Annotated in this window: 21 protein-coding genes, 3 tRNA genes, 3 pseudogenes and 1 CRISPR repeat array; of the genes and pseudogenes, 13 read left to right on the top strand and 14 right to left on the bottom strand. The window is 45.3% G+C overall.

The window, feature by feature from the left end; genetic code table 11:
* The first annotated feature begins 65 nt into the window (after positions 1 to 65).
* From CTN_RS05790 to CTN_RS05805, 4 genes are read left to right on the top strand one after another with little or no spacing between them, the layout of a single operon-like run.
* A complete protein-coding gene (locus CTN_RS05790) occupies positions 66 to 1,205 on the top strand; it encodes an alkaline phosphatase family protein (protein WP_038067621.1) in 1,140 nt (379 codons plus the stop codon).
* Positions 1,150 to 1,662 (top strand): ribonuclease H-like YkuK family protein, encoded by a 513-nt coding sequence (locus tag CTN_RS05795; RefSeq protein ID WP_231556046.1) that lies wholly within the window; start codon positions 1,150 to 1,152, stop codon positions 1,660 to 1,662. The genes CTN_RS05790 and CTN_RS05795 overlap by 56 nt, the downstream gene beginning before the upstream one ends.
* A gap of 15 nt (positions 1,663 to 1,677) precedes the next feature.
* Complete coding sequence (locus CTN_RS05800; RefSeq protein WP_015919658.1) at positions 1,678 to 2,718, top strand: hypothetical protein; 1,041 nt, start codon at positions 1,678 to 1,680, stop codon at positions 2,716 to 2,718.
* Positions 2,712 to 3,317, top strand: coding sequence for a ComF family protein (locus CTN_RS05805; protein ID WP_015919659.1), 606 nt, complete (start codon positions 2,712 to 2,714; stop codon positions 3,315 to 3,317). Before CTN_RS05800 ends, CTN_RS05805 begins: the two co-directional genes overlap by 7 nt.
* Here CTN_RS05805 and CTN_RS05810 read toward each other — a convergent pair.
* Complete coding sequence (locus tag CTN_RS05810; RefSeq protein ID WP_041437856.1) at positions 3,310 to 4,542, bottom strand: glycerate kinase type-2 family protein; 1,233 nt, start codon at positions 4,540 to 4,542, stop codon at positions 3,310 to 3,312. The two genes, CTN_RS05805 and CTN_RS05810, sit on opposite strands and share 8 nt — an antisense overlap.
* Positions 4,542 to 5,159, bottom strand: a complete 618-nt coding sequence (locus CTN_RS05815) for a nitroreductase family protein (protein ID WP_038067623.1) — start codon at positions 5,157 to 5,159, stop codon at positions 4,542 to 4,544. The genes CTN_RS05810 and CTN_RS05815 overlap by 1 nt, the downstream gene beginning before the upstream one ends.
* A gap of 27 nt (positions 5,160 to 5,186) precedes the next feature.
* Here CTN_RS05815 and CTN_RS05820 point away from each other — a divergent pair, with 27 nt between their 5' ends.
* The 7 genes and pseudogenes from CTN_RS05820 to CTN_RS05845 all read left to right on the top strand — a co-directional run bounded on the left by CTN_RS05820 (position 5,187) and on the right by CTN_RS05845 (position 8,566).
* Positions 5,187 to 5,561 carry a hypothetical protein gene (locus CTN_RS05820; RefSeq protein ID WP_038067625.1) on the top strand — a complete coding sequence of 125 codons (375 nt, stop codon included), beginning with the start codon at positions 5,187 to 5,189 and terminating at the stop codon, positions 5,559 to 5,561.
* Positions 5,562 to 5,570: 9 nt separating this feature from the next.
* Positions 5,571 to 6,299: a GGDEF domain-containing protein gene (locus CTN_RS05825; protein ID WP_081434656.1), complete on the top strand. Its 729-nt coding sequence runs from the start codon at positions 5,571 to 5,573 to the stop codon at positions 6,297 to 6,299.
* 33 nt (positions 6,300 to 6,332) lie between these two features.
* Positions 6,333 to 6,407 (top strand) — tRNA-Val (locus tag CTN_RS05830).
* Between the two features lie 12 nt (positions 6,408 to 6,419).
* Positions 6,420 to 6,495, top strand: a tRNA-Phe gene (locus CTN_RS05835).
* A gap of 219 nt (positions 6,496 to 6,714) precedes the next feature.
* Positions 6,715 to 7,335: pseudogene (locus tag CTN_RS10100) on the top strand (ribonuclease H1 domain-containing protein); the annotation flags it as partial.
* 417 nt (positions 7,336 to 7,752) lie between these two features.
* Positions 7,753 to 8,199 (top strand): annotated as a pseudogene (locus tag CTN_RS10295) (hypothetical protein); the annotation flags it as partial.
* Between the two features lies 1 nt (position 8,200).
* Positions 8,201 to 8,566, top strand: coding sequence for a type II toxin-antitoxin system RnlB family antitoxin (locus tag CTN_RS05845; RefSeq protein WP_015919664.1), 366 nt, complete (start codon positions 8,201 to 8,203; stop codon positions 8,564 to 8,566).
* 216 nt (positions 8,567 to 8,782) lie between these two features.
* On the opposite strand, the gene CTN_RS05850 is transcribed toward CTN_RS05845, so the two are convergent.
* From CTN_RS05850 to CTN_RS05865, 4 genes are all read right to left on the bottom strand, one after another.
* Positions 8,783 to 9,034 carry a hypothetical protein gene (locus CTN_RS05850; RefSeq protein WP_161595589.1) on the bottom strand — a complete coding sequence of 84 codons (252 nt, stop codon included), beginning with the start codon at positions 9,032 to 9,034 and terminating at the stop codon, positions 8,783 to 8,785.
* A 538-nt stretch (positions 9,035 to 9,572) separates the two neighbouring features.
* Positions 9,573 to 10,118, bottom strand: a complete 546-nt coding sequence (locus tag CTN_RS05855) for a YkgJ family cysteine cluster protein (RefSeq protein ID WP_015919665.1) — start codon at positions 10,116 to 10,118, stop codon at positions 9,573 to 9,575.
* A 118-nt stretch (positions 10,119 to 10,236) separates the two neighbouring features.
* On the bottom strand, positions 10,237 to 11,697 hold the full coding sequence (locus CTN_RS05860; RefSeq protein ID WP_015919666.1) for a tetratricopeptide repeat protein: 1,461 nt from the start codon (positions 11,695 to 11,697) through the stop codon (positions 10,237 to 10,239).
* Between the two features lie 223 nt (positions 11,698 to 11,920).
* Positions 11,921 to 11,996 (bottom strand) — tRNA-Glu (locus CTN_RS05865).
* A gap of 93 nt (positions 11,997 to 12,089) precedes the next feature.
* Between CTN_RS05865 and CTN_RS05870 the strand changes: the two genes are divergently transcribed.
* A complete protein-coding gene (locus tag CTN_RS05870; protein ID WP_015919667.1) occupies positions 12,090 to 12,914 on the top strand; it encodes a DMT family transporter in 825 nt (274 codons plus the stop codon).
* 86 nt (positions 12,915 to 13,000) lie between these two features.
* On the top strand, positions 13,001 to 13,180 hold the full coding sequence (locus CTN_RS05875) for a hypothetical protein (protein WP_038067645.1): 180 nt from the start codon (positions 13,001 to 13,003) through the stop codon (positions 13,178 to 13,180).
* Positions 13,181 to 13,199: 19 nt separating this feature from the next.
* Here the strand turns inward: CTN_RS05875 and CTN_RS05880 are convergent.
* The 8 genes and pseudogenes from CTN_RS05880 to CTN_RS05920 all read right to left on the bottom strand — a co-directional run bounded on the left by CTN_RS05880 (position 13,200) and on the right by CTN_RS05920 (position 22,771).
* Positions 13,200 to 14,355: pseudogene (locus CTN_RS05880) on the bottom strand (acetylornithine transaminase).
* Positions 14,356 to 14,357: 2 nt separating this feature from the next.
* Entirely contained in the window at positions 14,358 to 15,206 is an 849-nt protein-coding gene (gene argB / locus CTN_RS05885) for an acetylglutamate kinase (protein WP_015919671.1), read from the bottom strand.
* Positions 15,203 to 16,396: a bifunctional glutamate N-acetyltransferase/amino-acid acetyltransferase ArgJ gene (gene argJ / locus CTN_RS05890; RefSeq protein WP_015919672.1), complete on the bottom strand. Its 1,194-nt coding sequence runs from the start codon at positions 16,394 to 16,396 to the stop codon at positions 15,203 to 15,205. The genes argB and argJ overlap by 4 nt, the downstream gene beginning before the upstream one ends.
* A 16-nt stretch (positions 16,397 to 16,412) precedes the next feature.
* Complete coding sequence (gene argC / locus CTN_RS05895; RefSeq protein WP_015919673.1) at positions 16,413 to 17,432, bottom strand: N-acetyl-gamma-glutamyl-phosphate reductase; 1,020 nt, start codon at positions 17,430 to 17,432, stop codon at positions 16,413 to 16,415.
* The gene (gene argH, locus CTN_RS05900) at positions 17,429 to 18,625 is read right to left on the bottom strand and encodes an argininosuccinate lyase (RefSeq protein ID WP_015919674.1); all 1,197 of its coding nucleotides are present in this window, start codon (positions 18,623 to 18,625) and stop codon (positions 17,429 to 17,431) included. The genes argC and argH overlap by 4 nt, the downstream gene beginning before the upstream one ends.
* A complete protein-coding gene (locus tag CTN_RS05905; protein WP_015919675.1) occupies positions 18,622 to 19,851 on the bottom strand; it encodes an argininosuccinate synthase in 1,230 nt (409 codons plus the stop codon). Before CTN_RS05905 ends, argH begins: the two co-directional genes overlap by 4 nt.
* A 734-nt stretch (positions 19,852 to 20,585) precedes the next feature.
* A CRISPR array of direct repeats spans positions 20,586 to 20,946; the repeat unit is 30 nt; unit sequence GTTTCAATACTTCCTTTGAGGTATGGAAAC.
* A 72-nt stretch (positions 20,947 to 21,018) separates the two neighbouring features.
* Entirely contained in the window at positions 21,019 to 21,789 is a 771-nt protein-coding gene (locus tag CTN_RS05915) for an ABC transporter permease (RefSeq protein ID WP_015919678.1), read from the bottom strand.
* 4 nt (positions 21,790 to 21,793) lie between these two features.
* The gene (locus CTN_RS05920) at positions 21,794 to 22,771 is read right to left on the bottom strand and encodes an ATP-binding cassette domain-containing protein (protein ID WP_015919679.1); all 978 of its coding nucleotides are present in this window, start codon (positions 22,769 to 22,771) and stop codon (positions 21,794 to 21,796) included.
* Between the last annotated feature and the right edge of the window lie 93 nt (positions 22,772 to 22,864).

Here is a 22,864-nt window from a genome sequence, read left to right on the forward strand (position 1 = left end):
TGCTATCATTCTTCTGCGAAACCCCGTTTCAAATCTTACCATATGGAAAGGAGGAACTCGATTCGATGCAGCTGGAAAGACTTGATGAGGGGCTTTTCTATCCACATTATAACGGATACTCCATCGTCAACTTTTCGAACACCATTTTGAGTATATTCGGTGAGAAAACGCTTCACAGACCCTTTCCACTTCCCGAAAGATTTCTCGAAAACGTTCGTAAAGTGGTTGTTCTGGTTGTCGATGCTTTGAGTTACGATGTGTTCTCGAATACCATACAGGACGATGATGTGCAGGTGTTTCCGTGTTCCTCCGTTTTTCCCACAACCACGGCCGCCGCACTTCCCAGTTTGTACTCCGGACTAACCCCCCTGGAACACGGCTTTCTAGGGTACATCCTTTACCTTCGAGAAGTGGGTAGTCCTGTGAACATGATAGAGATGGCTCCTCCGGGTTTTCCGCGGGAAAGTGTACTCAGAATACATGAGTTTCGATTCACAACGATATTCCAGAGGCTAAAGGTTCGATCTTTCTTTCTTGTTCCCAGGTATCTACTGGGAACGGGCTTTTCCAGGCTCATGTCTCAGGGAGCAGAGCAGATCGGTTTTTCCAGTTTCGGTGACATGATCGAGAAAACGCTGGAGATACTGGCAAATCAGGAAACAGTGCTTGTCTTCGCATACTGGCCCTCACTTGATTCAATAGCACACAAATCGGGTGTTGGAAGGGCCTATTTCAGGGAACTCAAATGGCTCTACAGGATCCTGAAGGAAGAACTCATCAGGAGATTGAAATCAGACACCCTCTTTTTCATGGTGAGCGATCATGGACAGATATCAACACCACCGGAGAGGGAAGTGTGGTGGGACAGTTTTTCTGAGGTGATGAGGTTTCTTGACAGACCTCCTGCCGGTGAGCAGAGGATGATGTATCTTTACACAAAAAGAAAGAAAGCTCTGGTAGAATATCTTGTGGAAAAGTACGCCGATTTTGCGATCTTCATTGACGCCAGAAGGGCAACGCGTCTCTTTGGGATAGGAAAGAGTCACCCCGAATTTTTCCACAGAATCGGTGATTTGATCCTGATAACAAAAGAGAATTTTTCTTTCAACTACAGGTACACGGGAAAAGAAGAGAGTCTTTCCGGAAGGCATGGAAGTCTCACTCATCAGGAGCTGGTGGTTCCCCTGGTGGTCTATCGGAGGTGATAGGTTCCGTTATCTGAAGAGTCCCACTTGGGGAAAAGTAGATCATCAGAAGGCAAAGTATCTCATAAAAAAGTTCACAGAGGGGCACAGGTATGAGGTCTTCGTAGGAACGGACAGTGACATCAGAGACGGGGAGGTAGTGTACGCCACAGCGATCGTGGTGTATCGACTTGGAAACGGTGCAACCTATTTCTACACCGTATACAAAGATGGAAAGAACAGAGACCTGTACACGAGGATATTCAAAGAAGCGGAGATGAGCCTGGAGATGGCCAGATTCGTGGAAGAGGTCCTGGAACTGGGAAAACCCGTGGTTCATCTGGATATCGGATACGACGGTCTCACAAAAGATCTGGTCTCTTCCGTGATAGGCTACGTGAAGGGAATGGGGTATCCCTATCAGGTGAAACCGGATTCCTTTGCCGCAACGAAGATCGCCCATAAACACACCAAGTGAGGAGGTTGCCCGTCCATGAGAATCCTGTTGTGTAATCCTGAAAGCAAAGACGAGATATTGAACATTTTGAAAGGCCTCGATGAAGAGTACGAGATACTCTTTCCACAGGAACAGTTGAAGGATTTTGATATCCTCTACGTGAAGTGGAAAAACTTGCCGCTCAGGAAAAAGGAGGAGGAAGTCCTTTCTGTTGTTGACGAGAATGTGATAGGGCTTTTCTTCGAGACGATAAAGAACTACCGGGAAAAAGTGGTGGTTACAGACCTCGATGATCTGAAACTTGCTCTCTCTGAGATAGAACGAACAGGGGATGTATCGCTTCAGACCAGAAGGTTTCTTTTTCTCAAAGCCCTAGCACACTTTATGAATTTCCAGTCGAGGATATTGAAGGATCTGTCCGACCTTTTTTTCATAAAAAGATGGGAAGCGTTCGTTCTAGAAAGGGTGGAGGAGGAAGGTTCCGAAGCAATTGTGAAACAGCTTTCTCAGAAGATACCTGAGGAGAAATCACTGGATATCAGCCTTGTGGTTCATTTCCTCCGGTATCTTCCACACGGTTCGTGCATCCTGGTAAAAGATCGCACCGTTGTGTACGCCTCTTCGAAGGGAGACCTTCCCAATGTGAGCGGTGGTGTTCTGGGGTACAGGGGAACTTTCTCTGAGGAGAAAAATTATGACTTCGTCGTGGCAGAAGATTTCGGAGAGGATACAGAAGGAATCAGGTTGAATGAACTCGACACATTCGAAGAGGGAATGGTCCTTCTTGGAACAGCCGGTGTTCTCAGAGAGCCCGTTCCAACAGACAGCTTCACAGAGGCTCTTTCCATGCATCCTGCCTTTGACTGCTGTGCTGTAACGAAAGATGGCTATCTGGTGGCACACCTTATCGAACTCAACAGAAAGAGCATCTTTGAAAAACTGGAACATCTCGACCTTTCTGAAACGTCCGTGGCCTTCAATTTCCCTGTGGAAGAATCTTTGAGGAACCATCTCAAAGAGAAGGGAGCAGAGAGAATATCCTGGATAGACTCAAGAAGAATCTGGAGAAGGTGCTGAACTTCCTCTACGTGAACACGTGTCTTCTTTGCGGAAGGGAAATTTCTCCGTTTTCTCCTCTCTGTGAAGAGTGTACAACAGAGATCGTAAGAAGAGGACCCTCTTTCTACCATGAGTGTCACAGAAACTACGAAGTTTTTGCCTATTCCACCTACACCGATAAACTGGAAGAGGTCATAAAGCTTTACAAGTACCACCACGAAACTTTGCTTTCGGACTTTCTTGCAGAACTTTTCCTCAGACTTTACAGTTACTTTCAGAGGAAGGCAGATGCTGTCACCCGGGTGCCGTCTTCTCTCAGCTCACTCGAAGAAAGAGGTTTTGACCACATGGAGTTGTTAGCAAAGAAGTTCGCAAAGAAACTCACCATCCCTTCCGTAAAAATCCTCGAAAACGTTTCGGAAGGAAGACAGGTGGACAGAGAAAAGGAGGAAAGAAAGAAACTGGGAAGGTTCGTGTGTCAGAAACCCCCACCCCGCAGGGTCATTTTGCTGGATGATGTGATGACAACGGGAACGAGTGTGAAAGATTGCACTCAAACACTCCTCAGAAGCGGAGCAGAAAGTGTTTTTGTGTACGTTCTGGCAAAGGCTAGATGACAAGGCCGATGATCAGATCGTTGACGTTCGTTCCCGTGGGTCCCGTTTTGAGAAGGGCACCTGCTTTTTTCAGTGCGTTGTAGGAATCGTTGTTTTCAAGATATTCAACAGGATCTTCTCCCATCTCTTTCAGAATCTTTGCCGTTCTTCCATCCACGATGCCACCTGCTGCGTCCGTGGGACCGTCTGTTCCATCCGTTCCAACGGAGCACAGAACAACCCCTTCTACTCCTTCCAGGGCTATCGCCGCCGAGAGGGCAAGTTCCTGATTTCTTCCTCCAAGGCCATTTCCTTTTACATGTACCACCGTCTCTCCACCGAAGATCACAGCGGCTGGTTTCTCCAGGGGTCTATCTCTGAACTTGATCTCTTTCATGATGCTTGCGATGAATCTACCTGCTTCTTTTGCCTCACAATCCAGTGTGGTTGTCAGTATTTCACTGTTGAAGCCTTTTTCTGTGGCTATCTTCTTTGCTGCCTCACACACTTTCTGAACGTTTCCCAGTACATGGATCTCCACGTTCGACAGGTGCTTTGGAGTTTCTTTTAAAAGGGCTTTCTTCACCTCATTGCTCACGCTGATTCTGTACCTTTCCAGGATCCTGATGGCCTCTTCCGAAGTTGATGCATCTGGGGAGGTGGGGCCGGAGGCCACGACGTCGATCCTGTCACCCAGTACGTCGGAAAGAACGAGTGTAACAACTCTTGCAGGGAATATCTTCTCTGCGAACCTTCCCCCTTTTACCTGTGAAAGGTGCTTCCTCACTGTGTTTATCTCTTCGATATTTGCGCCGCTCTTCAGCAATGAATCGGTTATCTTCTGCAGTTCTTCAAGGGATACACCCTCCATGGGCAGTTCGAACAAGGCAGATCCTCCACCGGACAGAAGAAAAAGGACAGTATCTTTCTCATTCAATTCCTCGACTATTTCCATAACCCTTCGAGTTGCTCTCATGGTGTTTTCATCAGGAATGGGGTGTCCCGCCTCGTATATCTCGAAATCATCTATGGGACCTTCGCTGTGTCCGTACTTTGTGATAACGATCCCTTTTCTTATCTTTCCGTTCAGGACATCGAAGGCAGCCTTTGCCATTCTCCATGCTGCCTTTCCAACCGATACGAGGAAGACGTCCTGAAGGTTCAGATCCTTTAATGTGTCCTTCACTGCTCTGTCCGGTAGCACAGACTCTATGGAGTTTTTCACTATCTCAATTGCTGTTTTCATTAGTTCAGAACCAGACAATATGTATCCTCTCCTTTCTTCACGATCTCTGGCTCTCTTTTGAATATCTCCCGTGCGACAAGGAACGCATGTGACAGGGCTATCCCAAGATCCACAGGACTTCTGGAGGAAATGCAGAGTTCTCCACCCGTGAACTTTATTCTCCATGGCTGTCTGTTCATAGCAGAAGGTGCGAGTATTGTCATTTCTACTATCCTTATGATCTCTGGAGGTAGTTCTTCCACATCGTTTTCAAGAAAAGAAGTGATGGGTTTTCTGCTTCTTGTGAAATTTCTTGATCTTGGATACCCGAAAGTGATTATGTAAGGAACGTCTGGATGAGGAGAGCGTGCCATCCAGCACGTTCCAAGTCCCTTCATGGTCAGGAAAAGAACGATCTGTTCTCCCTGGAAGCCGTAATCCACCTGTTTTTCAAAATCTTTCCTGGTTGTTGCATAAACGTAACCTGGAAAAGTGGAAAGATTCACTTTCCAGTCCAGTTTATCTGTGATAGACTTCAAAGAGAGGTTTTCTATTTCTTCCTTTATACTTTCCGGCAGTTTTCTCTCCAGGAAATCCCGCACCGAATGCCTTCTCTCAATCGCCTCGAAGATATCCATATACACCACCTCCGGGGGGTGAATTTTGTGAGGAAGATTCTTTTTTTGACAATCTGTACCCTGGTTTCTCTTTCGTTCGGGTCTTTTCTGTACCTCAAAGAACTCTCTGTGGAGTTTCCCGAAGAACTCTACAAAACAATCGGGACCAGATCTTTCCTGGTGAAATATTTTACCCTTTTCGAAGATGAAACCCAAAAAGGAATCGTCTTTTCCGGTTGGATCTTCTCTCCCAACACTCAAACCACATCGACTCTTGATATAAAACTGGAGAATGAAAAAGAAGTTCACGTTTTTTCGATAAAAACCACAAGAAAGGGTTTCTACCTGATCATTCCTCCACACCTTTTGATATTTCCAAAAAACCTTAAAGTCTTCATCGATGGATACGAAATTGGGGGGTGAAGTTTCTTGATGGAAGAGATTGTCCACGTAATGGCTGCTCTGCTCCTTTTTTTCTTTGTCTTTCTTGTAAGAAATTACGTGAAGAACCTTGGAAGCTACACTCTAGAGATTGGAATCGCAGTAATCATCCTGGGACTTCTGATCGATACATTCAATGAGGCCTTTGGATACAACATCATACTTATTGGGATCGTGGTCGTATTCTTTGGAACGATAAGAATATTCAAGAAATTGAAAGAAATAGCCATAAGAGACTATCTAACTGGGCTCTACACCAGGTACTACTTCTTCGAGGAGTGGCTTCCTCAAGAGATGGAGAGGCAAAAGCGAAAGAAAGGTAAGGGCATAGCGTTTCTTGTGATAGACCTTGACGATTTCAAGATGATAAACGACCGCTATTCTCACAGAATGGGAGATAAACTTCTGAAATTTGCTGCCCAGAAGATAGTGGAAAACATAAGAAGAACGGACTGTGCTGTAAGGTTCGGAGGAGACGAGATACTGGTTGCCTTCCCGGAAGCAGACGAGAAAACAGTGGAAAACATCGTAAAAAGGCTGGAAAAAAAGCTTATGTTCAACCCGTTTGGTCTTCCATTGAAATTTTCCTACGGCATAGAAACATGGAGACCGGGTGAGAATATAGAAAACGTTGTCCAGAAAGCGGATCTTCAGATGTATTCTCTTAAAAGTCTGAAAAAGCAAAAGCAGATCCTGTCTGAAGAAGCAGATGTTGACTAATCCCGAATTTTGATGTAATATACTTAATGCGGTGGGAGCGTAGCTCAGGGGAAGAGCGCCTGCCTTACAAGCAGGAGGTCGTAGGTTCAAGTCCTGCCGCTCCCACCAGAGATATGAGGTGGCCAGGTAGCTCAGTTGGTAGAGCACTGGACTGAAAATCCAGGTGTCGGCGGTTCGATTCCGCCCCTGGCCACCAGCTCTACCTGCCAGTATGTGAACAGCCCGGCCATTTCGGCCGGGTTTTTTGTTTTTTTACACTTCAAATCGGTGGTGAACAGGTGGAAGGAGAAGGGGTTAAAATTATGAGGTGAGGAAATACTCTAACGACAGCCGTGTGATTTATGTAACTGAGATTGATTTGATACTAACTGTTGTATTATATCGTTGTAAGGCCACAAAGGAAATGTATGAAGGGATGTGGGATAAAGTGTCAGGAAAAAAGTACTACGCTGTAAGGAAGGGAAGAGTTCCCGGAATCTATGAGTCCTGGGAAGAGGCAGAAAAACAGGTGAAGGGCTTTCCGGGAGCAGAATACAAAAGTTTTGAGAAGATAGAGGATGCAAAGGCATATCTTGAAGGAAAAGATGAATGCACCTGCCCGGAACTTGACAAAGAAACGATGATCGCCTATGTGGATGGGAGTTATGATGTGGTCTGTGGTTCTGGAGTGGTTCTGTGCTATAGGGGAAAGAAAGAGGAGTACTATTTCTGGACGGACATCGATGAGTTCAAAGACTCAAGGAACATAGCCGGAGAGATCATGGCTGCACTTTTTGCCATGGACTGTGCTTTGAAGAAAGGAGCAAAAAGACTCATTCTCAGGCACGATCTTGAAGGGCTTGAAAAGTGGGCAACGGAAGAGTACAGAACAAAAGAGCCGGTGACGCGTGTTTACAAGTACCTTTACGAGCAGTTTTGCAGGAGCGGTCTTGAAGTGGTCTTTGAGAAGGTGAAGAGTCACTCTGGAGACTTTTGCAACGATGAGGCTGACAGGCTGGCAAAAAAGGCGGCAAAAGGAGAAGCAAATATTGATTGGTTTCCCCTGGAATTGCAGAAAGCCATTGAAAAATCGAAGGAATACACCATTAACACTGAGGTATCGATAAATATGGATCAGAAACACTTTGAGCTGTTGCTTCAGTATTTAGAGGAAGAAGGATATCATCCTGAGCAATCCATAAGACCCTCTCAAAGGATAGTAATGGTAAAAGTAAAAAACAAATATTTTAAAGAAGAACTCACTCTCACATATTACATGAATACCGGCAATTTGCAGATACAAGGAAAAGCCCATGACGTGTTTAAGAATGTCCAATTGTTCCTATCAGAATTCGAGAGTGCTGAAAGATATAAAAACTTCATCAAGCGTATATATGGAATAGAAGATGAACGCAGGCTTGAGGAAACTTTGAACAGAGTAACCAAAGGAGCATATGGATCTGAATTAATATCTGAAGCGTTAAAGAACGAACTGTTAACAGCGTATTTGGCTTACCTTGAAGAACCTACCATGCCCTTCAGAGATTTTTCTTTATACCTAGTACCATCGGTACGCGTGTTGGAAGCATTCATAGAAATGGGACTACAAATGATAACGGGAAAAATAGAAAAGATTAATAGAATCGGAGATTTTTTCAAATGGAGCAAGAAAGACAATTCATACAAAATCAGACCAGATTGTATTGCAAATTATAACCTGGGCGATCTCCTATCCGTCTTAGAGAAGTGCTACAATTTCTACCACGATTACAGACATGCCTATGTTCACGCATCGTCCTTAGAAGGACACACTTCCATTATTCCTGAAAAATCTCAAGTAGATGATCTAATAAAGCGAGCTCTGGAATTGATAGGAGACCTTTTTGAGAAATATGAAAGATCAGTTAGGCAGGTGAAATGATATGAGATTCAAAATCTTCGTAACGGATATGGATTATAAGTACTTTGTCATTATGCTTACTGTAGAGAAACCTTTCGATTTATTGAAAGAAATCACAGGGAAACTAAGAAGACTCGGAAAAGGGGAAGGAAAGGTATTATTCGATACCACCCTTGGAAATCTTAACAAACAGGAGAGATACATAGAAGCCTATTTTGACGGTGAAAAGATAGACGTTTCCTCTTTTAAAGTGGTTAAAGAGCCTCCTGAATATTACCTCAGAAAAAGCTTTGAATATCTGTCCAGAAATTATAGCAAATATGTTGAAAGAAGTCTTCTCACTTCTGCAGAAAAGTTCAGGTACAAGAATCGAATATTCACACGATAAACAAACTTAATATAATCGTGGGAAATTCCTTCTCTTCTGTGCCTCAGCCACACTGCCCCGTCCTGCCGTTTCTCATCCACGGGAGTTCATCAGTACCGCCAGAAAGAGGGAAAGCAAAGCAAAGCAAATTGTGATGGAGCAGACGTAAAGGGATCGTTTGTGGTATTCTTGTGTTGGAATTGCTTCGAAATAGGTGAAGAGGAAGGGGCAGTAGGCTTACTGAACCTTTACGAGGTCAATTGTTTGGTTTTCGCCTATGATTGTGATTCTACCAGAGGCGTAGACACCTTGGCTTGTTGCAGTTACAGTTTGACCTGTTGTTGGATCAGTTAGAGTTACTGTGATTACAATGTTCCCGCCTGAAGTTATTGTACCCGTCATGGGCAAAAAGAATTGTATTCCTGAAGAGAGTTCTACACCACCAAATAGTCCTGTGAAGGTTGAACCATTCTGGTTTTCAACGATCATAACATACTTGCCATATGTGTCTGGTGTTCCATCATAGTTTATGTCTATTGGAAAAGTAGAAGTGCTTTCCCATCTTCCTACAATGTGGTCCACTTGAAGCTACACAACCACTAACAAGTGCCAGAGTAATTGACACAGCCACGAAAAACAGAAAAAGCCTTCTCATTCTCACACCCCCACTTCTCCCTGGGTAAGCCCCTTCCCCAAGGGTATTTTATAACCAAACTTTCTGGTTTTGTTCACTTGCCTCCTCTTTTTCCCAAACTGCCAGCGCAGTTTTTCAAGGACGTTTCAGTCAAGTCTTTTTTCTCCCCCATATTCTACACCAGGAAACACTGTTCACTGTGCTTTCATTATCTCTTCTTTCAGTCCTCTGAGTTGTTCTATTGTCAGGTTGTAGAGTTTCCCAGCTACCAGTTTTGTTTGTCAATTCTGACTTTTTCGAGAAGATCTATACTATCATCAGACCGGAAGTTAAATCCCGGATTTTGTTTTTTCACTCTCCTCGAAGAACCAATCTGTCATGTCAATTGTTTTATCATGCACCTTTGTATCTGAGCTCCGGGAAAAGAGAAACACAGGTGTATTCCAGGGCCTTTTTGAAAGCAATGTTTATAGGGTATCTTTCCTGTGCAAGGAAGAAATCGATGGAGAGCAACCTCAAGTGAACTTTCTGACATTCAGGAAGGCTTTCGTAAAGGCTGGTCAGCTGTGGTTTCAGGTACCTGCAAGCCCACACCTCTGGTCTTCCCTTCCTCAAGATGTAGCTTCCAGAAAACAGTCTGCAAACAAGGGGCCTGAAAGAATGATAAGAGCACCCACCTTGTTCAGAACGAGGATCGAAGAGCACGCACCGGTCTGACTCACCGGTGGTTTCAAGGATTTTCAGCCACCTTTCTATGGAGCCCTCCTTCAGAAGATGAATTGCCAGGGGAAGAAACTCAAGAATCGTCGCTTCGATGTTGATGGAGGGAGTATCACAGCACTCCCTGCACCCGTTGCAGGAAGGAAGTCCTCTCTGGATGTTCTCCAGTTCCCGATACAGCTCCATCACTTTGATAGCCAGTTCTTCCAGCCTCTTCACAGAGAGTATCTATATCGAGTCGAGGTAACAAACAAAGGCTAACTCAGAAAAGGAAAGAAAAAGGAAGTGTTAAAATCAGCGAAGGGAGGAGTAGAAAAAGGGGCACGGCTGTGCCCCTTTATTCTTCGAGTACGAGGAGCCCTCCAAATGCAGGATCTGGAAACTCGTAGTACTCATTTTGAAGATCAAGGGTTGGGAAAAAGGCTTTGAGGTTTTCAAAATTATCAGGATTTTCAGCCAGAATACCAAAATCTATGCCAACGATTGTTGCAGTGAGTGTTTCTGTTTCTGTGTGCTTGTAAGTGAATTGCTCTCCTTCTGGAAGTTCCACCTGCTTCGTTTCTACTATATCCTGCAGGGTGTTTTCCGTGTCTTCGTCAAGTAGCGGCTCTTCAAAGTAGTACCTGCTGGTGAAATCGTGTTCGTCGCCCGGGTCATCTTCTACAATGTCTTCGTTGAGCCACAGAATAGCCTCTAAGCCTTTTACGACGCTATCAACGAGGTCTTCAAGGTAATCTGAACCGTTTTCTCTGAACCTTAAGAACGGATCAAGTTCATTCCACTCACCACCGTCTCCATTGTTGCTTATAATATAGTCATCACCTGCAAGCTGGAGGAGAACAGCTTGTATCCATTCTTCCGTATCTTCGTAATCAGCGGGATTTGGTAGATTTGTCGATAAGGTTAAATCCCACGTTAACAGCAGGTCAGATATTGAAAGAACTGCTTTCACAACGACGAGAAGTGCAGAAAATGCTCCTTTATCCAGAATCAGGTAATCGTTCTCATCGAAAACGATTTCTTCAGGATTTTGTCCACTGATTGTTTCAAAATCGAACCAGGCATCTCCACCGCTCTGCACAACCACAAGTGTTCCTTCAGGGCTTGCGCTGTCGTAAAGTAGGTCCACCACAGAATAAGTATTCGTTCCATCGGAGAGCTCCAATGGTGTTTCAGATTCAAGTACACTATCTCCGTCCCAGTCGAAGTTGTTTGGATGGATTGTGAGACTTGCATTTCCTGTTACTGCGTATTCAAGACAGGTTTCCAGTTCTTTCAGACGCGGCCAGAGTTCTGAGAACATGATATACAGGTTTTCATAGAGCTGGTTCCATGTTTCTATTGGGTTCTCTTCTGGAAGGAAAGGAGGTGGTGGAACTGGTGGTTCGGGTGGTAGAGGTGGTGGAAACTGTTTCATGTTCATGAAGTATTTCATGAGAGAAAAAGAGCGTGTGATTTCTCTGAAAGATTTGAATCTAACAGGAACCATTCTGAAAATACCCGTGAATTGTCCGATCTCATCAGAGTAATCACGAAACAGCTCGTACAGTAAGATTATAGACATACCAGCGTTTGCTGTGGGGTTCTCTGGATCTTCAGCCAGAGCGTCTTCAAAAGCATCTTTTGCTCCGTCAGTGTCACCCGATTCCAGAGAGTCCAGAGCATCTTCCAGTAGGTTTGAAATTTCTTCTTCTGATGTCTCTCCAGGTCCAAAGGTGATTGGTCCGGCACATGAAAACAAAAAGATCATGAGAGCCAGTCCTGACAGAAGCACCGGCAGGACCCTTTTGAAATACACGATAATCCCCTCCTTGTTTAAATCTGCTGATCATTCTACTGGAGGAGATCAAAAAAGAATAAAGTAATTCTGAAAAATCAATGAAAGAATCAAGGGAAGGCTCAAGAAATAAAGAGTATCTTTCACTTAAACAGGTTCCTCGAGGGTGGGAAGATCTTTTATAAAAACAAAAGGGACGCCTCTTATGGCATCCCCCTATCAGGCCAAAAACCATAAAAGTGCCTGGCGCCCCCAAGGGGATTCGAACCCCTGCCTCTGGCTTGAAAGGCCAGTGTCCTAGGCCGCTAGACGATGGGGGCAAAGAACGTGCACCAGAAAGAAATATACTATAAAATGGGAAACAGTTCAAGAGGTCTTGATCGTAAATATACTGTTAAGAAGGATGTGAAACATTGAGACCGGCTTTTTATCTTTTGCTCAGCGTCTTAATTGCTTCTTTTTCCGGTGTACTCGTGAAGATCTCAACTCTTTCTCCGCAAACCATCGCCTTCTACAGGGTATTCATTGCCTCTTTTCTGTTTCTTTTGATCGTAAAAAAAACCAGGTTTCTTCCTTTACAGGATGAGATGCTTTCAGCCCTTGCTGGTTTCTTTCTTGCGATGCACTTTCGTTTCTGGATAGAAGCCTTTGATTATACCACCGTGGCCGGAGCCGTGATACCACTGATGTTGCAGCCTGTTGTCACAGGCTTTCTTTCGTATCTTCTCTACAAAGAAAGACCAACACCGCAGCAGTTCGTCACAGGATCGATCGTTGTAATCGGTGTTCTGATCTCTGCTCTTGGAAATGAGAAGTTTTCTGATGCTACCAGAGGAGACTGGCTGGCGATCACTGGCACTCTTTTTCTCTGTGGCTATCTTGTTCTTGGAAAAAAGCTGAATCAGAGGATGGGGAGCCTCGCGTTCAGTTTGAGAACACACGCTGTGGCTTCGATTGTCCTCTTTGCGCTCTCTTTTTCCTCTTTTGAGATCGTATCATTGAGAGAATGGTTCATACTGATTGCCCTCGGGGCAGGGTGTTCTTTCCTTGGATATCTGTTCATAAATCTTTCACTCAAAAACTTTCCCTCGAGTGTTGTGAGCGTGGCGCTGGTTGGTGAGACCTCCCTTTCCATGCTGTGGGCATATCTGCTTTTGGGCGAAGTTTTGGGTGTTTTCCAGGTTGCAGGATTTTTAATCTCCTCAGCCGGCCTTGTCTTATTTCTTCTAAATGCTTGAAATAAAACGAATAAAGTATTAGAATATACTAAAAAAGCGAAGCGAAGACCCACAAGATCTAGTAACTCTCATGAGGGGGTGGCTTGATGCCGTATATATATAGATGCACAAAATGCGGGGCCATATACTACTCTGCAACGTCCATAGAATATCAGCTGAACAAAAACTGCGAAAAATGTGGTGGAGAATTAGAACAGTTAGGGGAAGAAGGGGAACTGATGAAGAAAGAAGAAGAAGAAAAAGAGAAGGAAGATAGAAAGAAATGAGGGAGGCAACGCCTCCCTTTCAAATTTCCTGGAGCACCTCTTCCAGGATCCTGAGGGCTGTATCGATCTCCCCGTACTCGACGGTCAGCGGAGGAAGGAGTCTCACCGTGTTGTTTCCGGCCGGAACCACAAGCAGTCCCTTCTCAAAGCACTTCATTGCAACATTTTTGTTCTCCACACCGGAAAATTGAATCCCTATCATCAATCCCATACCACGAACATCTTCCACCGCGCTGTACTTTTCTTTCATTCTGGAAAGTTTTTCCAGAAGGTACCTTCCCTTCCTGTCCACTTCGTCCAGAAAACCTTCCTTCGTCAGCTCTTTCATCACCGTGACACCTGCTCTGCATGCGAGCGGATTTCCGCCGAACGTGGTGCCGTGATCTCCCGGCTCCAGCACGTTTGCCTTTTCGTTTACAACGACCGCTCCCTATGGGGACACCTCCACCGAGTCCCTTCGCAACGGTGAGGATGTCGGGTGTCACTCCGTACTTCTGATAGGCAAAGAGTTTTCCCGTTCTTCCCATTCCACACTGAACTTCATCGAAGACGAGCAAAATGTCGTACTCGTCACACAGTCTTCTTGCTTCTTCGAGAAATTCTTTCGTTGCCGGAATGATACCACTTTCTCCCTGGATGGGTTCAAGAAAGATGGCACAGACCTCGTCCGATACCTTTTTTCTCAGGTCTTCAATGTTGTTGAACTCAAAGTAGTCAAAACCCGGAACGAGTGGCTCGAATGGTTTCTGATACTTGGGCTGTCCGGTTGCGGTGAGAGAGCCAAGCGTTCTTCCATGGAAAGAGTTTCGAGCCGAGAGGATCTTGAACTTCTTTTCGCTTTTCATCTTTCCGTACTTTCTTGCGATCTTTATTGCCGCTTCGTTCGCTTCCGTTCCCGTGTTGGCAAAGAACACCTTTCCACCGAACGTGTTCTTTGAGAGGAGTTCTGCAAGCTCCATCTGTGGAAGGTTCCAGTAGAGGTTGGAACAGTGAATCAGTTTTTCTGCCTGGTCCTTTATCGCTTTTACGAGTTCCGGATGGGAGTGACCAAGTACGTTCACGGCTATGCCCGAGGTGAAGTCAAGGTACGCCTTCCCATTGATGTCATAAACCCACGATCCTTTTCCGTAAACAAGCGTTACAGGGAACCTGTTGTAGGTGTTCATGAGAAACATCTTCATCCCTCCGATTCTTTGATCATGGTACCTATTCCCTTTCGACTGAATATCTCAAGCAAGATAGCGTGTTCCAGTCCGCCGTTTATGATGTGTACCGCGCCGACACCCTCTCTCACAGCAGAGATTGCACACTCCACCTTTGGAATCATCCCACCTGTTACGACACCGTCTTTTATAAGGTTTTCTGCCTCCTCTGGGGTCAGGGTGGAAAGAAGCTTTCCATCTTTCAGGACACCGTCAACATCCGTGAGGAGGATGAGCTTTTCTGCCATCAGGCTTTTTGCGATCTCTGCGGCAGCGGTGTCTGCGTTTATGTTGTACGAGTGACCGTCTTCTCCTATTCCAACGGGTGCGATCACAGGGATGTAGTCGTTCTCTATGAGTGCGTGGAGTATTTCCGGGTTGACCTGTTTCACCTTTCCGACGAATCCTAAGTCACCGTATTTTGTTTCCTTTTCGGCCACGATGAGTTTTGAATCTTTTCCACATATGCCGACTGCTCGTCCTCCGTGAAGGTTTATGTTCATGACTATCTCCTTGTTTATCTTTCCAACGAGCACCATCTCCACGATTTCCATCGTCCTCTCATCCGTCACCCTGTGGCCGTTTTTGAAGACGGGTTCTATGCCGAGTTCTTTCATCATCTGAGAGATGGCAGGACCTCCCCCATGGACGATGACAGGTTTTATACCCGTGTACTTCAGAAGGATTATATCCTGTATGAAGGCTTTTTTTGCCTTTTCTTCCTTCATAGCACTGCCACCGAACTTTATAACGAACGTTTTTCCGTAGAACTCCTTTATGTAAGGAAGCGCTTCAAGAAGAACGTTGACGGTGTCGATTCTCATGTCCTGTACCTCCCGTTTATTTCCACGTATTTTTCAGTCAGATCACATCCCCAGGCTCTTGCAAGTTCTTTTCCCTGCTTCATATCGAGGATGATTTTCACCTTCTTTTCGCTCAGTATCTTCTTTGCTGTATCTTCGTCAAAATCCACTCCCTGGCCGTTCTCTGCCACCTTTATTCTACCGGCTGCGCTTTCGAAGAAAAGGTCGAGTCTGTCCGGATCGAACTGTGCACCGGAGTACCCCGCGGCTGCTATCACCCTTCCCCAGTTTGCATCTTCACCGTAGATGGCTGTCTTCACAAGATTCGAAGAGACGATCGCCCGTGCAATCAAACGAGCAGAGTTTCTGTCCGGAGCATTTCTCACTTCCACTTCTATCACCTTTGTGGCACCCTCTCCGTCCTCCACAATTTTTTCCGCAAGGACCTGGTTGACTTCGTGTACGGCCTCATAAAGCTTCCAGAAACCATCGGTTTCCTCCTGAATGGGTGCGTTTCCTGCAAGTCCATTTGCGAGTATGATCACCATGTCGTTTGTGCTTGTATCACCGTCGACATCGATCATGTTGTAGGAATCGTCGACAGAGATCTTCAGAAGTTTTTTCAGAGCATCCTCAGAAACATTCGCATCGGTCGTTATGAAAGAGAGCATCGTCGCCATGTTGGGATGTATCATACCGGAGCCCTTTGCTATTCCAAGGACGGTGATCTCTTTCCCTTCTATCGTCACTTTTTTGCTGTGGATCTTTATCTTCGTGTCCGTTGTCATGATGGCCTCTGCAAAGGGAACAGGGTCTTTCGAGAGGTTCTTCACCGCCTCTTCAATCCCCGACTCCACTTTTTCCATTGGAAGTTGAACACCTATCACTCCTGTTGAAGACACAAGGACGCTTTCAACGGGGATGTTCAGTTCTTTTGCCGTTTTCTCCGCCATCCTTCTTGCGTTGATCATTCCCTGTTCTCCCGTGCAGGCGTTCGCTACACCGCTGTTCACGGTAATCGCTCTGATTCCAGAAGGATTTTTCCCCAGAATCTCCATGTCGTAGATCACGGGTGCAGCCTTCACAACGTTCGTGGTGAAAACCCCGGCGGCGGTGCAGGGCACTTCAGAGAAGATGATACCGAGGTCTTTCCTTTTTCTCTTTATTCTGCAGTGTACTCCCGCGTAGCTGAATCCCCTCGGAACGAACACTTCTTTCCAACCCCTTTCATGGGTATATGGGAAGAGATTCCAGTCCTTCCGTTTCTTTTAGATCGAACATGATGTTCATGTTCTGAATCGCCTGACCCGATGCCCCCTTCACGAGGTTGTCTATGGCACTCATCAGAATGAGCGTTCCGGTTCTCTCTTCCAGCTGCATTCCTATGAAAACGTGGTTCGAACCGTAGCACCACTTCGTCGATGGAAACACCCCTAAAGGTAATACATGCACAAAAGGCTCTCCAGCGTAAAACTCCTGGTAGATTCTGTGGATCTTTTCCAGAGAAGCATTCGTTTTCACGTAGATTGTGGAGAGGATTCCTCGCGTCATGGGAACAAGATGCGGTGTGAAGATCACTTTCACATCCTTTCCGGCTATCTTCTTTAGTTCTTGCTCCATCTCCGGAACGTGTCTGTGCTTTGCCACATTGTAGGGCCTCAGGTTTTCGTTCACCTCGGAGAAGGTGTAGTCGAGTGTTTCTTTTCTTCCTGCCCCTGACACACCCGATTTTGAATCGACAACGATCGTGTCAACTTCCACGATACCTGACTTCAGGGCCGGAGTGAGGGCAAGGATCACGCTCGTAGGGTAACACCCCGGGTTTCCCACAATTCTGGCGTTTTTTATCGAGTCCCTGTAAAGTTCAGGAAGGCCGTATACTCTTTCTGTGCTGTTGTAGTCTTCAAGTTTGTTTCCGTACCACTCCGCGTAAGTGTTCGGGTCGTCGAAACGAAAGTCCGCACCGAGATCGATGATTTTCACGTTTTGAAGTTCCATGGCGAGTCTGTAACTGACACCCGCGGGAAGGGCGGTGAACACCACATCACAGCTTTCTGATATCTTTCTGGAATCGAAGTCTTCCAGAACGGCCTCTTCGAGCGTGGACGGATACACCTCCATCATCTTCTTTCCGGCGTACGTTCTGGAGGACATGTAAACGATCTTTGCAGAAGGATGTTTTTTCAAAAGTCTGAAGAGTTCGATCCCCGTGTAACCTGTGGCTCCCACTATGCCGACTCTGATCAATCCTTTTCCCTCCCGTATTTTTCTGCCACCATTCTGTAGGCGTCACGGAACGGAATACCTTTTTTCACGAGTTCGTATACCCTGTGGGTTGCAAGAACTTCCTCGGTAATACTATCTTCGGATTTTTCCCTGTCTACTTCAATGCGGTCAAAAATTATTTTCATTATTCTTAAGATATTCTTAACGACATCTATTGACTCTATCACCGGCTTTTTCAGAAGCTGAAGATCTCTGTGGTATCCAAGTATCAGGTTCGACGGAAGCGAAACGGCCATCACCATTCTGGAAACAACGAAGTGATGGTATGCCCTCACAAGCTCTAAGGGATCTGGGTTTATTTTGTGTGGCATGATGGAACTTCCCGTACAGAGCTCCTTTGGAAGTTTCAAAAATCCGATCTCTGGAAGAGAAAAGAAGATGATGTCGGAGGCAAATCTGTTCAGATCGTACGAGATTTGGGAAAGAACGTGGAGGAGAAGGTATTCGAACTTTCCTCTGCTGTTCTGTGTGTAGATGGGATTCCACTGAACTCTGGAAAATCCCAGTTCTTTCGCTGTGAACTCTCTGTCCACTTCTATCGGGACTCCGTATCCGGCACCCGTTCCGAGCGGGGATTGATCGATTATGTCGTACACTGTTTCAAGGAGTTTCAAGTCGTCCTGCAGGGCATCCCTGAGTGCACCCGCCCACGTTGCAAAGTCTGTAGGCATTGCCTTCCTGGTGTGGGTGAAGCCGGCAAATTTTATCTGTCCGAACCTTTCGATGAATCCGTCCAGACTTTTTTGTAGTTCGACAACCAGATCTTTTATCTTTTTCAGTTCATCTTTGTACATCAGTCTCAGGGCGGTGAGCACCTGATCGTTCCTGGAGCGCGCTGTGTGGATCTTTTTTCCTGTCTCTCCCAGTTTCTTCACAAGGAAGTTTTCTATAGCGGTGTGGCAGTCTTCGTCTTCGGGTTTTATCTGGAACTTTCCTTCTTCCACAAGATGGAGAAGTTCGTTGAGGGCTTCTTCTATCTTTTTCTGCTCTTCCTGTGTTAGAAGTCCCGTTCGCTGAAGCATTTTCGAATGAACGATGGAAGCCTTTATATCGTACTTTATGATTCTCATATCAACGATGTAGTCGTCCCCCACCGTGAACTTTTCCACTTCTTCATCGACTGTGTAGCCTTTTTCCCAGAGTTTCTCGCTCATTTTTCGTACCCCTTTTTTGTTAGTCTGTACACCTTGAGCCTGAGGGCATGGATGTTGATGAAACCTTTTGAATCTGTTGCATCGAAGCCTCCTTCAACGTCCATGCTGGAGAGTTCCGGGTTGTACAGCGAACACGGTGAGTATCTTGCAACGGGCATGACATTACCTTTGTACACCGACACGATCACCTTCCCCGTCACGTTTTCCTGGGATTTTTTGAAGGCTGCAAGCAGAAACTCCATCTCCGGTGAGAACCAGAACCCGTTGTAGATGAGTTCGGAAAATTTAGGTGCGAGCATGTCGCGAAGGTGCATCACTTCTTTGTCCATCGTGATTCCCTCAAGATCTCTGTGGGCGATCCACAAAATGGTGGCACCGGGTGTTTCGTAAACACCCCTTGACTTTATTCCGATGAATCTGTTTTCCACCATGTCGAGCCTTCCCACACCGTTTTTTGCACCGATCTCGTTGAGGTATTCGAAGAGTTCGAGTGGATCGGTTTTTTCTGTTCCATCTTTTAGGTTCACGACCTTCACCGGCACACCCTTTTCGAAATGAATCTCAAGGAGTGTCTCTTCATCCGGTGCCTCTTTTGGAGACACAGTCCATGTGAAGACATCTTCGTCGGGTATGTACATGGGATCTTCTAACTTTCCTGCCTCGTGGGATATGTGCATGAGATTTTCGTCCTCGCTGTATGGTCTTTTCTTGGAAACTTTAACAGGGATACCCTTTTCCCTGGCATAGTTTATCAGATCGGTCCTTCCTTTGAATCTGGAGAGAAACTCCGGATCTTTCCATGGTGATATCACTTTGAGATTTGGATTCAAAGCGGCGTAGGTGAGTTCGAATCTCACCTGATCGTTTCCTTTCCCTGTGGCACCGTGTGCGACGTACTGGGCTCCTTCTTTTTCTGCTATTTCAACCTGTCTTTTTGCGATGAGAGGTCGAGCGATCGCTGTTCCAAGAAGATACCTTCCTTCGTAGAGAGCGTTGCCAAGAAGGGCAGTGAATATGTAGTCTGTGACAAACTCTCTTCGGAGGTCTTCGATGTAGACTTTTGAAGCACCTGTTTTCAGGGCCTTTTCCTTTATGGCCTCGAAATCATCCTTCTGTCCCACGTTTGCCACATAAGCGATCACTTCAAAACCTTTTTCGCAGAGCCACTTCAAAATAACGGAAGTGTCCAGTCCTCCACTGTATGCAAGGACAACCTTTTCTTTCATAGAAAACCCTCCCTGTAATTCTTGATAGCATAATTATAGAATTTTCTGTCCTGATTTTTATGACGTGTTTTTTCACTGTAATTTTCATTTTTGTAAATACGATGGATTACATATTGTTTTCTGAATAAGGAATATCAATTACAATCTACCCACTGTTCGCATCTCATGTTAGAAATAGTTTTGTTGTACAGAAGTAATCATATTTTATTCACTAAACCAGGGTAAGTTCCATTTATTCACAAGGTGGGTGGTAATTGTAACTGGCATGGAAAGAAGGGTACGGAGTATGCAATTACCGGTAACGAAAAAATTCATGCGGGTTTGAGAGAGGTGATGTATGCAGGAAAAATGGAATAGTAAACGAAAATGTGAAACAGAATATGAGAATATGTCTTCATCTATCATCATATATCTATCATGAATAAAGAAACCACACACTTAGTCTCTAACCTTTTAAGGGGGACCTTTTTGAACAAACTTGTGAAAACAGGAACTAGACGGTTTTCCCTTGAAACACTCCAAAATGCCCTGACCTAGGTTAGGATAATTTATCTTTTGATTTTGTCTTTCTTTAGGCTTTTCATTGACTATGCAATTATTCCATTTTTCCAAACAGTACTTGACTGGGTCTTTCTGTGTGTTAGAATCACCTGTGATGAAATATCCTCTGTATGTTCCCATATACTCTTGCTTTTTGATATGCTTTGTGGTATAATTTCCTTGAAATCCATCGGGTTTCAATACTTCCTTTGAGGTATGGAAACGAGAATCAGATATACCCTGTGAAGGCATATGTGAGCGTTTCAATACTTCCTTTGAGGTATGGAAACCTCCTATTCTTGAGGCAAACCTGAGCCTTGCATCTACGTTTCAATACTTCCTTTGAGGTATGGAAACTATGAGCCCGATTATGACATCTCGGGCATAACGTAAGTTTCAATACTTCCTTTGAGGTATGGAAACTTTCGATCCCGGTCAATCTTGTCAACAGCTCCGCCGGTTTCAATACTTCCTTTGAGGTATGGAAACCGGGAGACAAGGAGCACAAGAAAATCTCGTATCTTGGTTTCAATACTTCCTTAGAGGTATGGAAACGAAGTATGAAAACCACCCAAAAACAAAAAAGGCGGGGAAATCCCCGCCTCTGTTTATTCTGAAAGATCGTTTTCAACTTATCCTTGCCCTTTCGAAACTCTCTGTTGCAAGAAGAAGTCCCACGACCATCAGTATGCTCAAAATGCCCCAGTCCATTCCAAAGGAAAACTTCATCACGTGTGATCCAACCAGGTAACCTCTTGAGGCATCGACCGCATAGGTCAGTGGGTTGATGTAGGCGATCGCTTTCATCCAGTTCGGCATGGAGTCTATCGGATACATGGCTCCGCTCAGGAATATCAGAGGCATCATCAGTGTCATCATTATCATCTGAAAACCTTCTGTGCTTTCCATTTTCAGGGCGAGTGCTATGCCAAAGCTGGCGATCGTAACGGACATGAGGAAACCGACGATGAGAGCCGGTATCAGACCGGAGATCTTCAGGTTCTCCGCCAGAAAGTACGTGAAAAACAGAATTATAAACCCCTGAAGTACCGTGACAAGGCCATCACCGATGATTCTTCCCATTACGCTGAGTCTCCTCGAAGAGGGTGCCACCAGAACTTCCTTGAAAAAACCAAACTGTTTGTCCCATATCAGACTCACACCACTGATGAAGCTCATGTTGAATATGGTCATGGCAAATATACCGGGTGCAAGGTACGTGAGATAATCCACTCCTCCGAACATCATCCTTGCCCAGGGATTGTCAAAAACCTTGCTCCAGCCAAGCCCGAAGAAGACGAGCCATATCAGAGGGTTTATGATCATACCTATCACACGGGATCGAGACCTCACAAACCTGATCAGCTGTCTGTACACCATGGTCACGAAGGCAGCCACGATTTCACCTCCTCATTCTCATCCTTGCGACGGCTTTGAAGAAGTTTTCCGGCCCTTCCTCTCTGAGTTCTCTTCCCGTCAAATGCAAAAAGACATCGTTCAGGGTGGGTTTGTGGTAGGTGATCTCTTCTATCTTCAGTCCTTTTTGCTGGGCAAGTTCAAATATCTTCGGGATGGCTCTGCTTGAGTTTTCAACGTTCAATTCCAGCCTTCCGTCGGAGAGTTTCTTACATGACTTTATGAATTCACCATCGAGGCAGTCCACAGGGTCAGAAAACTTCACGTAGATGATCTCTTTTCCAACCATCTGTTTCAATTCATCGGGACTTCCAAGGGCAATGATCTTTCCGTGGTCTATTATCGCCACCCTGTCTGCGAGTTGCTCGGCCTCGTCCATGTAGTGTGTGGTGAGGAATATCGTCATGTTGTGCTCTTTCTTCATCTTCGATATGTACTCCCATATGTGGGCCCTTGTGTGCGGGTCAAGACCGATGGTGGGCTCGTCAAGAAAGAGTATTTCAGGCTCATGAATGAGAGATCTTGCGATCTCTAGTCTTCTTGTCATTCCTCCACTGAAGGTCTTCACAGGTTTGTCTTTGAACTCCAGCAGTTCTACAAATTCAAGAAGTTCAAGGATCCTCTTTTTCAGTTTTTCACCACCGTATCCGTATATTCTTCCGTGGATGTACATGTTTTCGTAGGCGGTGAGTTCTCTGTCGATTGATTGATCCTGAAAGACGATGCCTATCTTTTTGCGGACCTCCCTGGGTTCTTTCAAAACGTCGTGGCCAGCAACCCATGCCTTTCCGTCCGTTGGCTTTAAAAGGGTGGTGAGTATATGTATGGTGGTGGTTTTTCCTGCGCCGTTTGGCCCAAGAAACGCAAAGATCTCTCCTTTTTTGACGGAAAAAGAGATTCCTTTCACTGCTTCGAAGTCTCCGAACTTTTTGACGAGATTTTCTACCACGATCACGTCTTCCATCTTTTCACCTCCAAGGTGAACAGAAAGTATCTACAAATATATCGATAGATATATCTTTGAAACCTGGATTTGATTGTAAAATATATTTCTGGG

Source organism: Thermotoga neapolitana DSM 4359, from assembly GCF_000018945.1.
GTDB classification, from domain to species: domain Bacteria; phylum Thermotogota; class Thermotogae; order Thermotogales; family Thermotogaceae; genus Thermotoga; species Thermotoga neapolitana.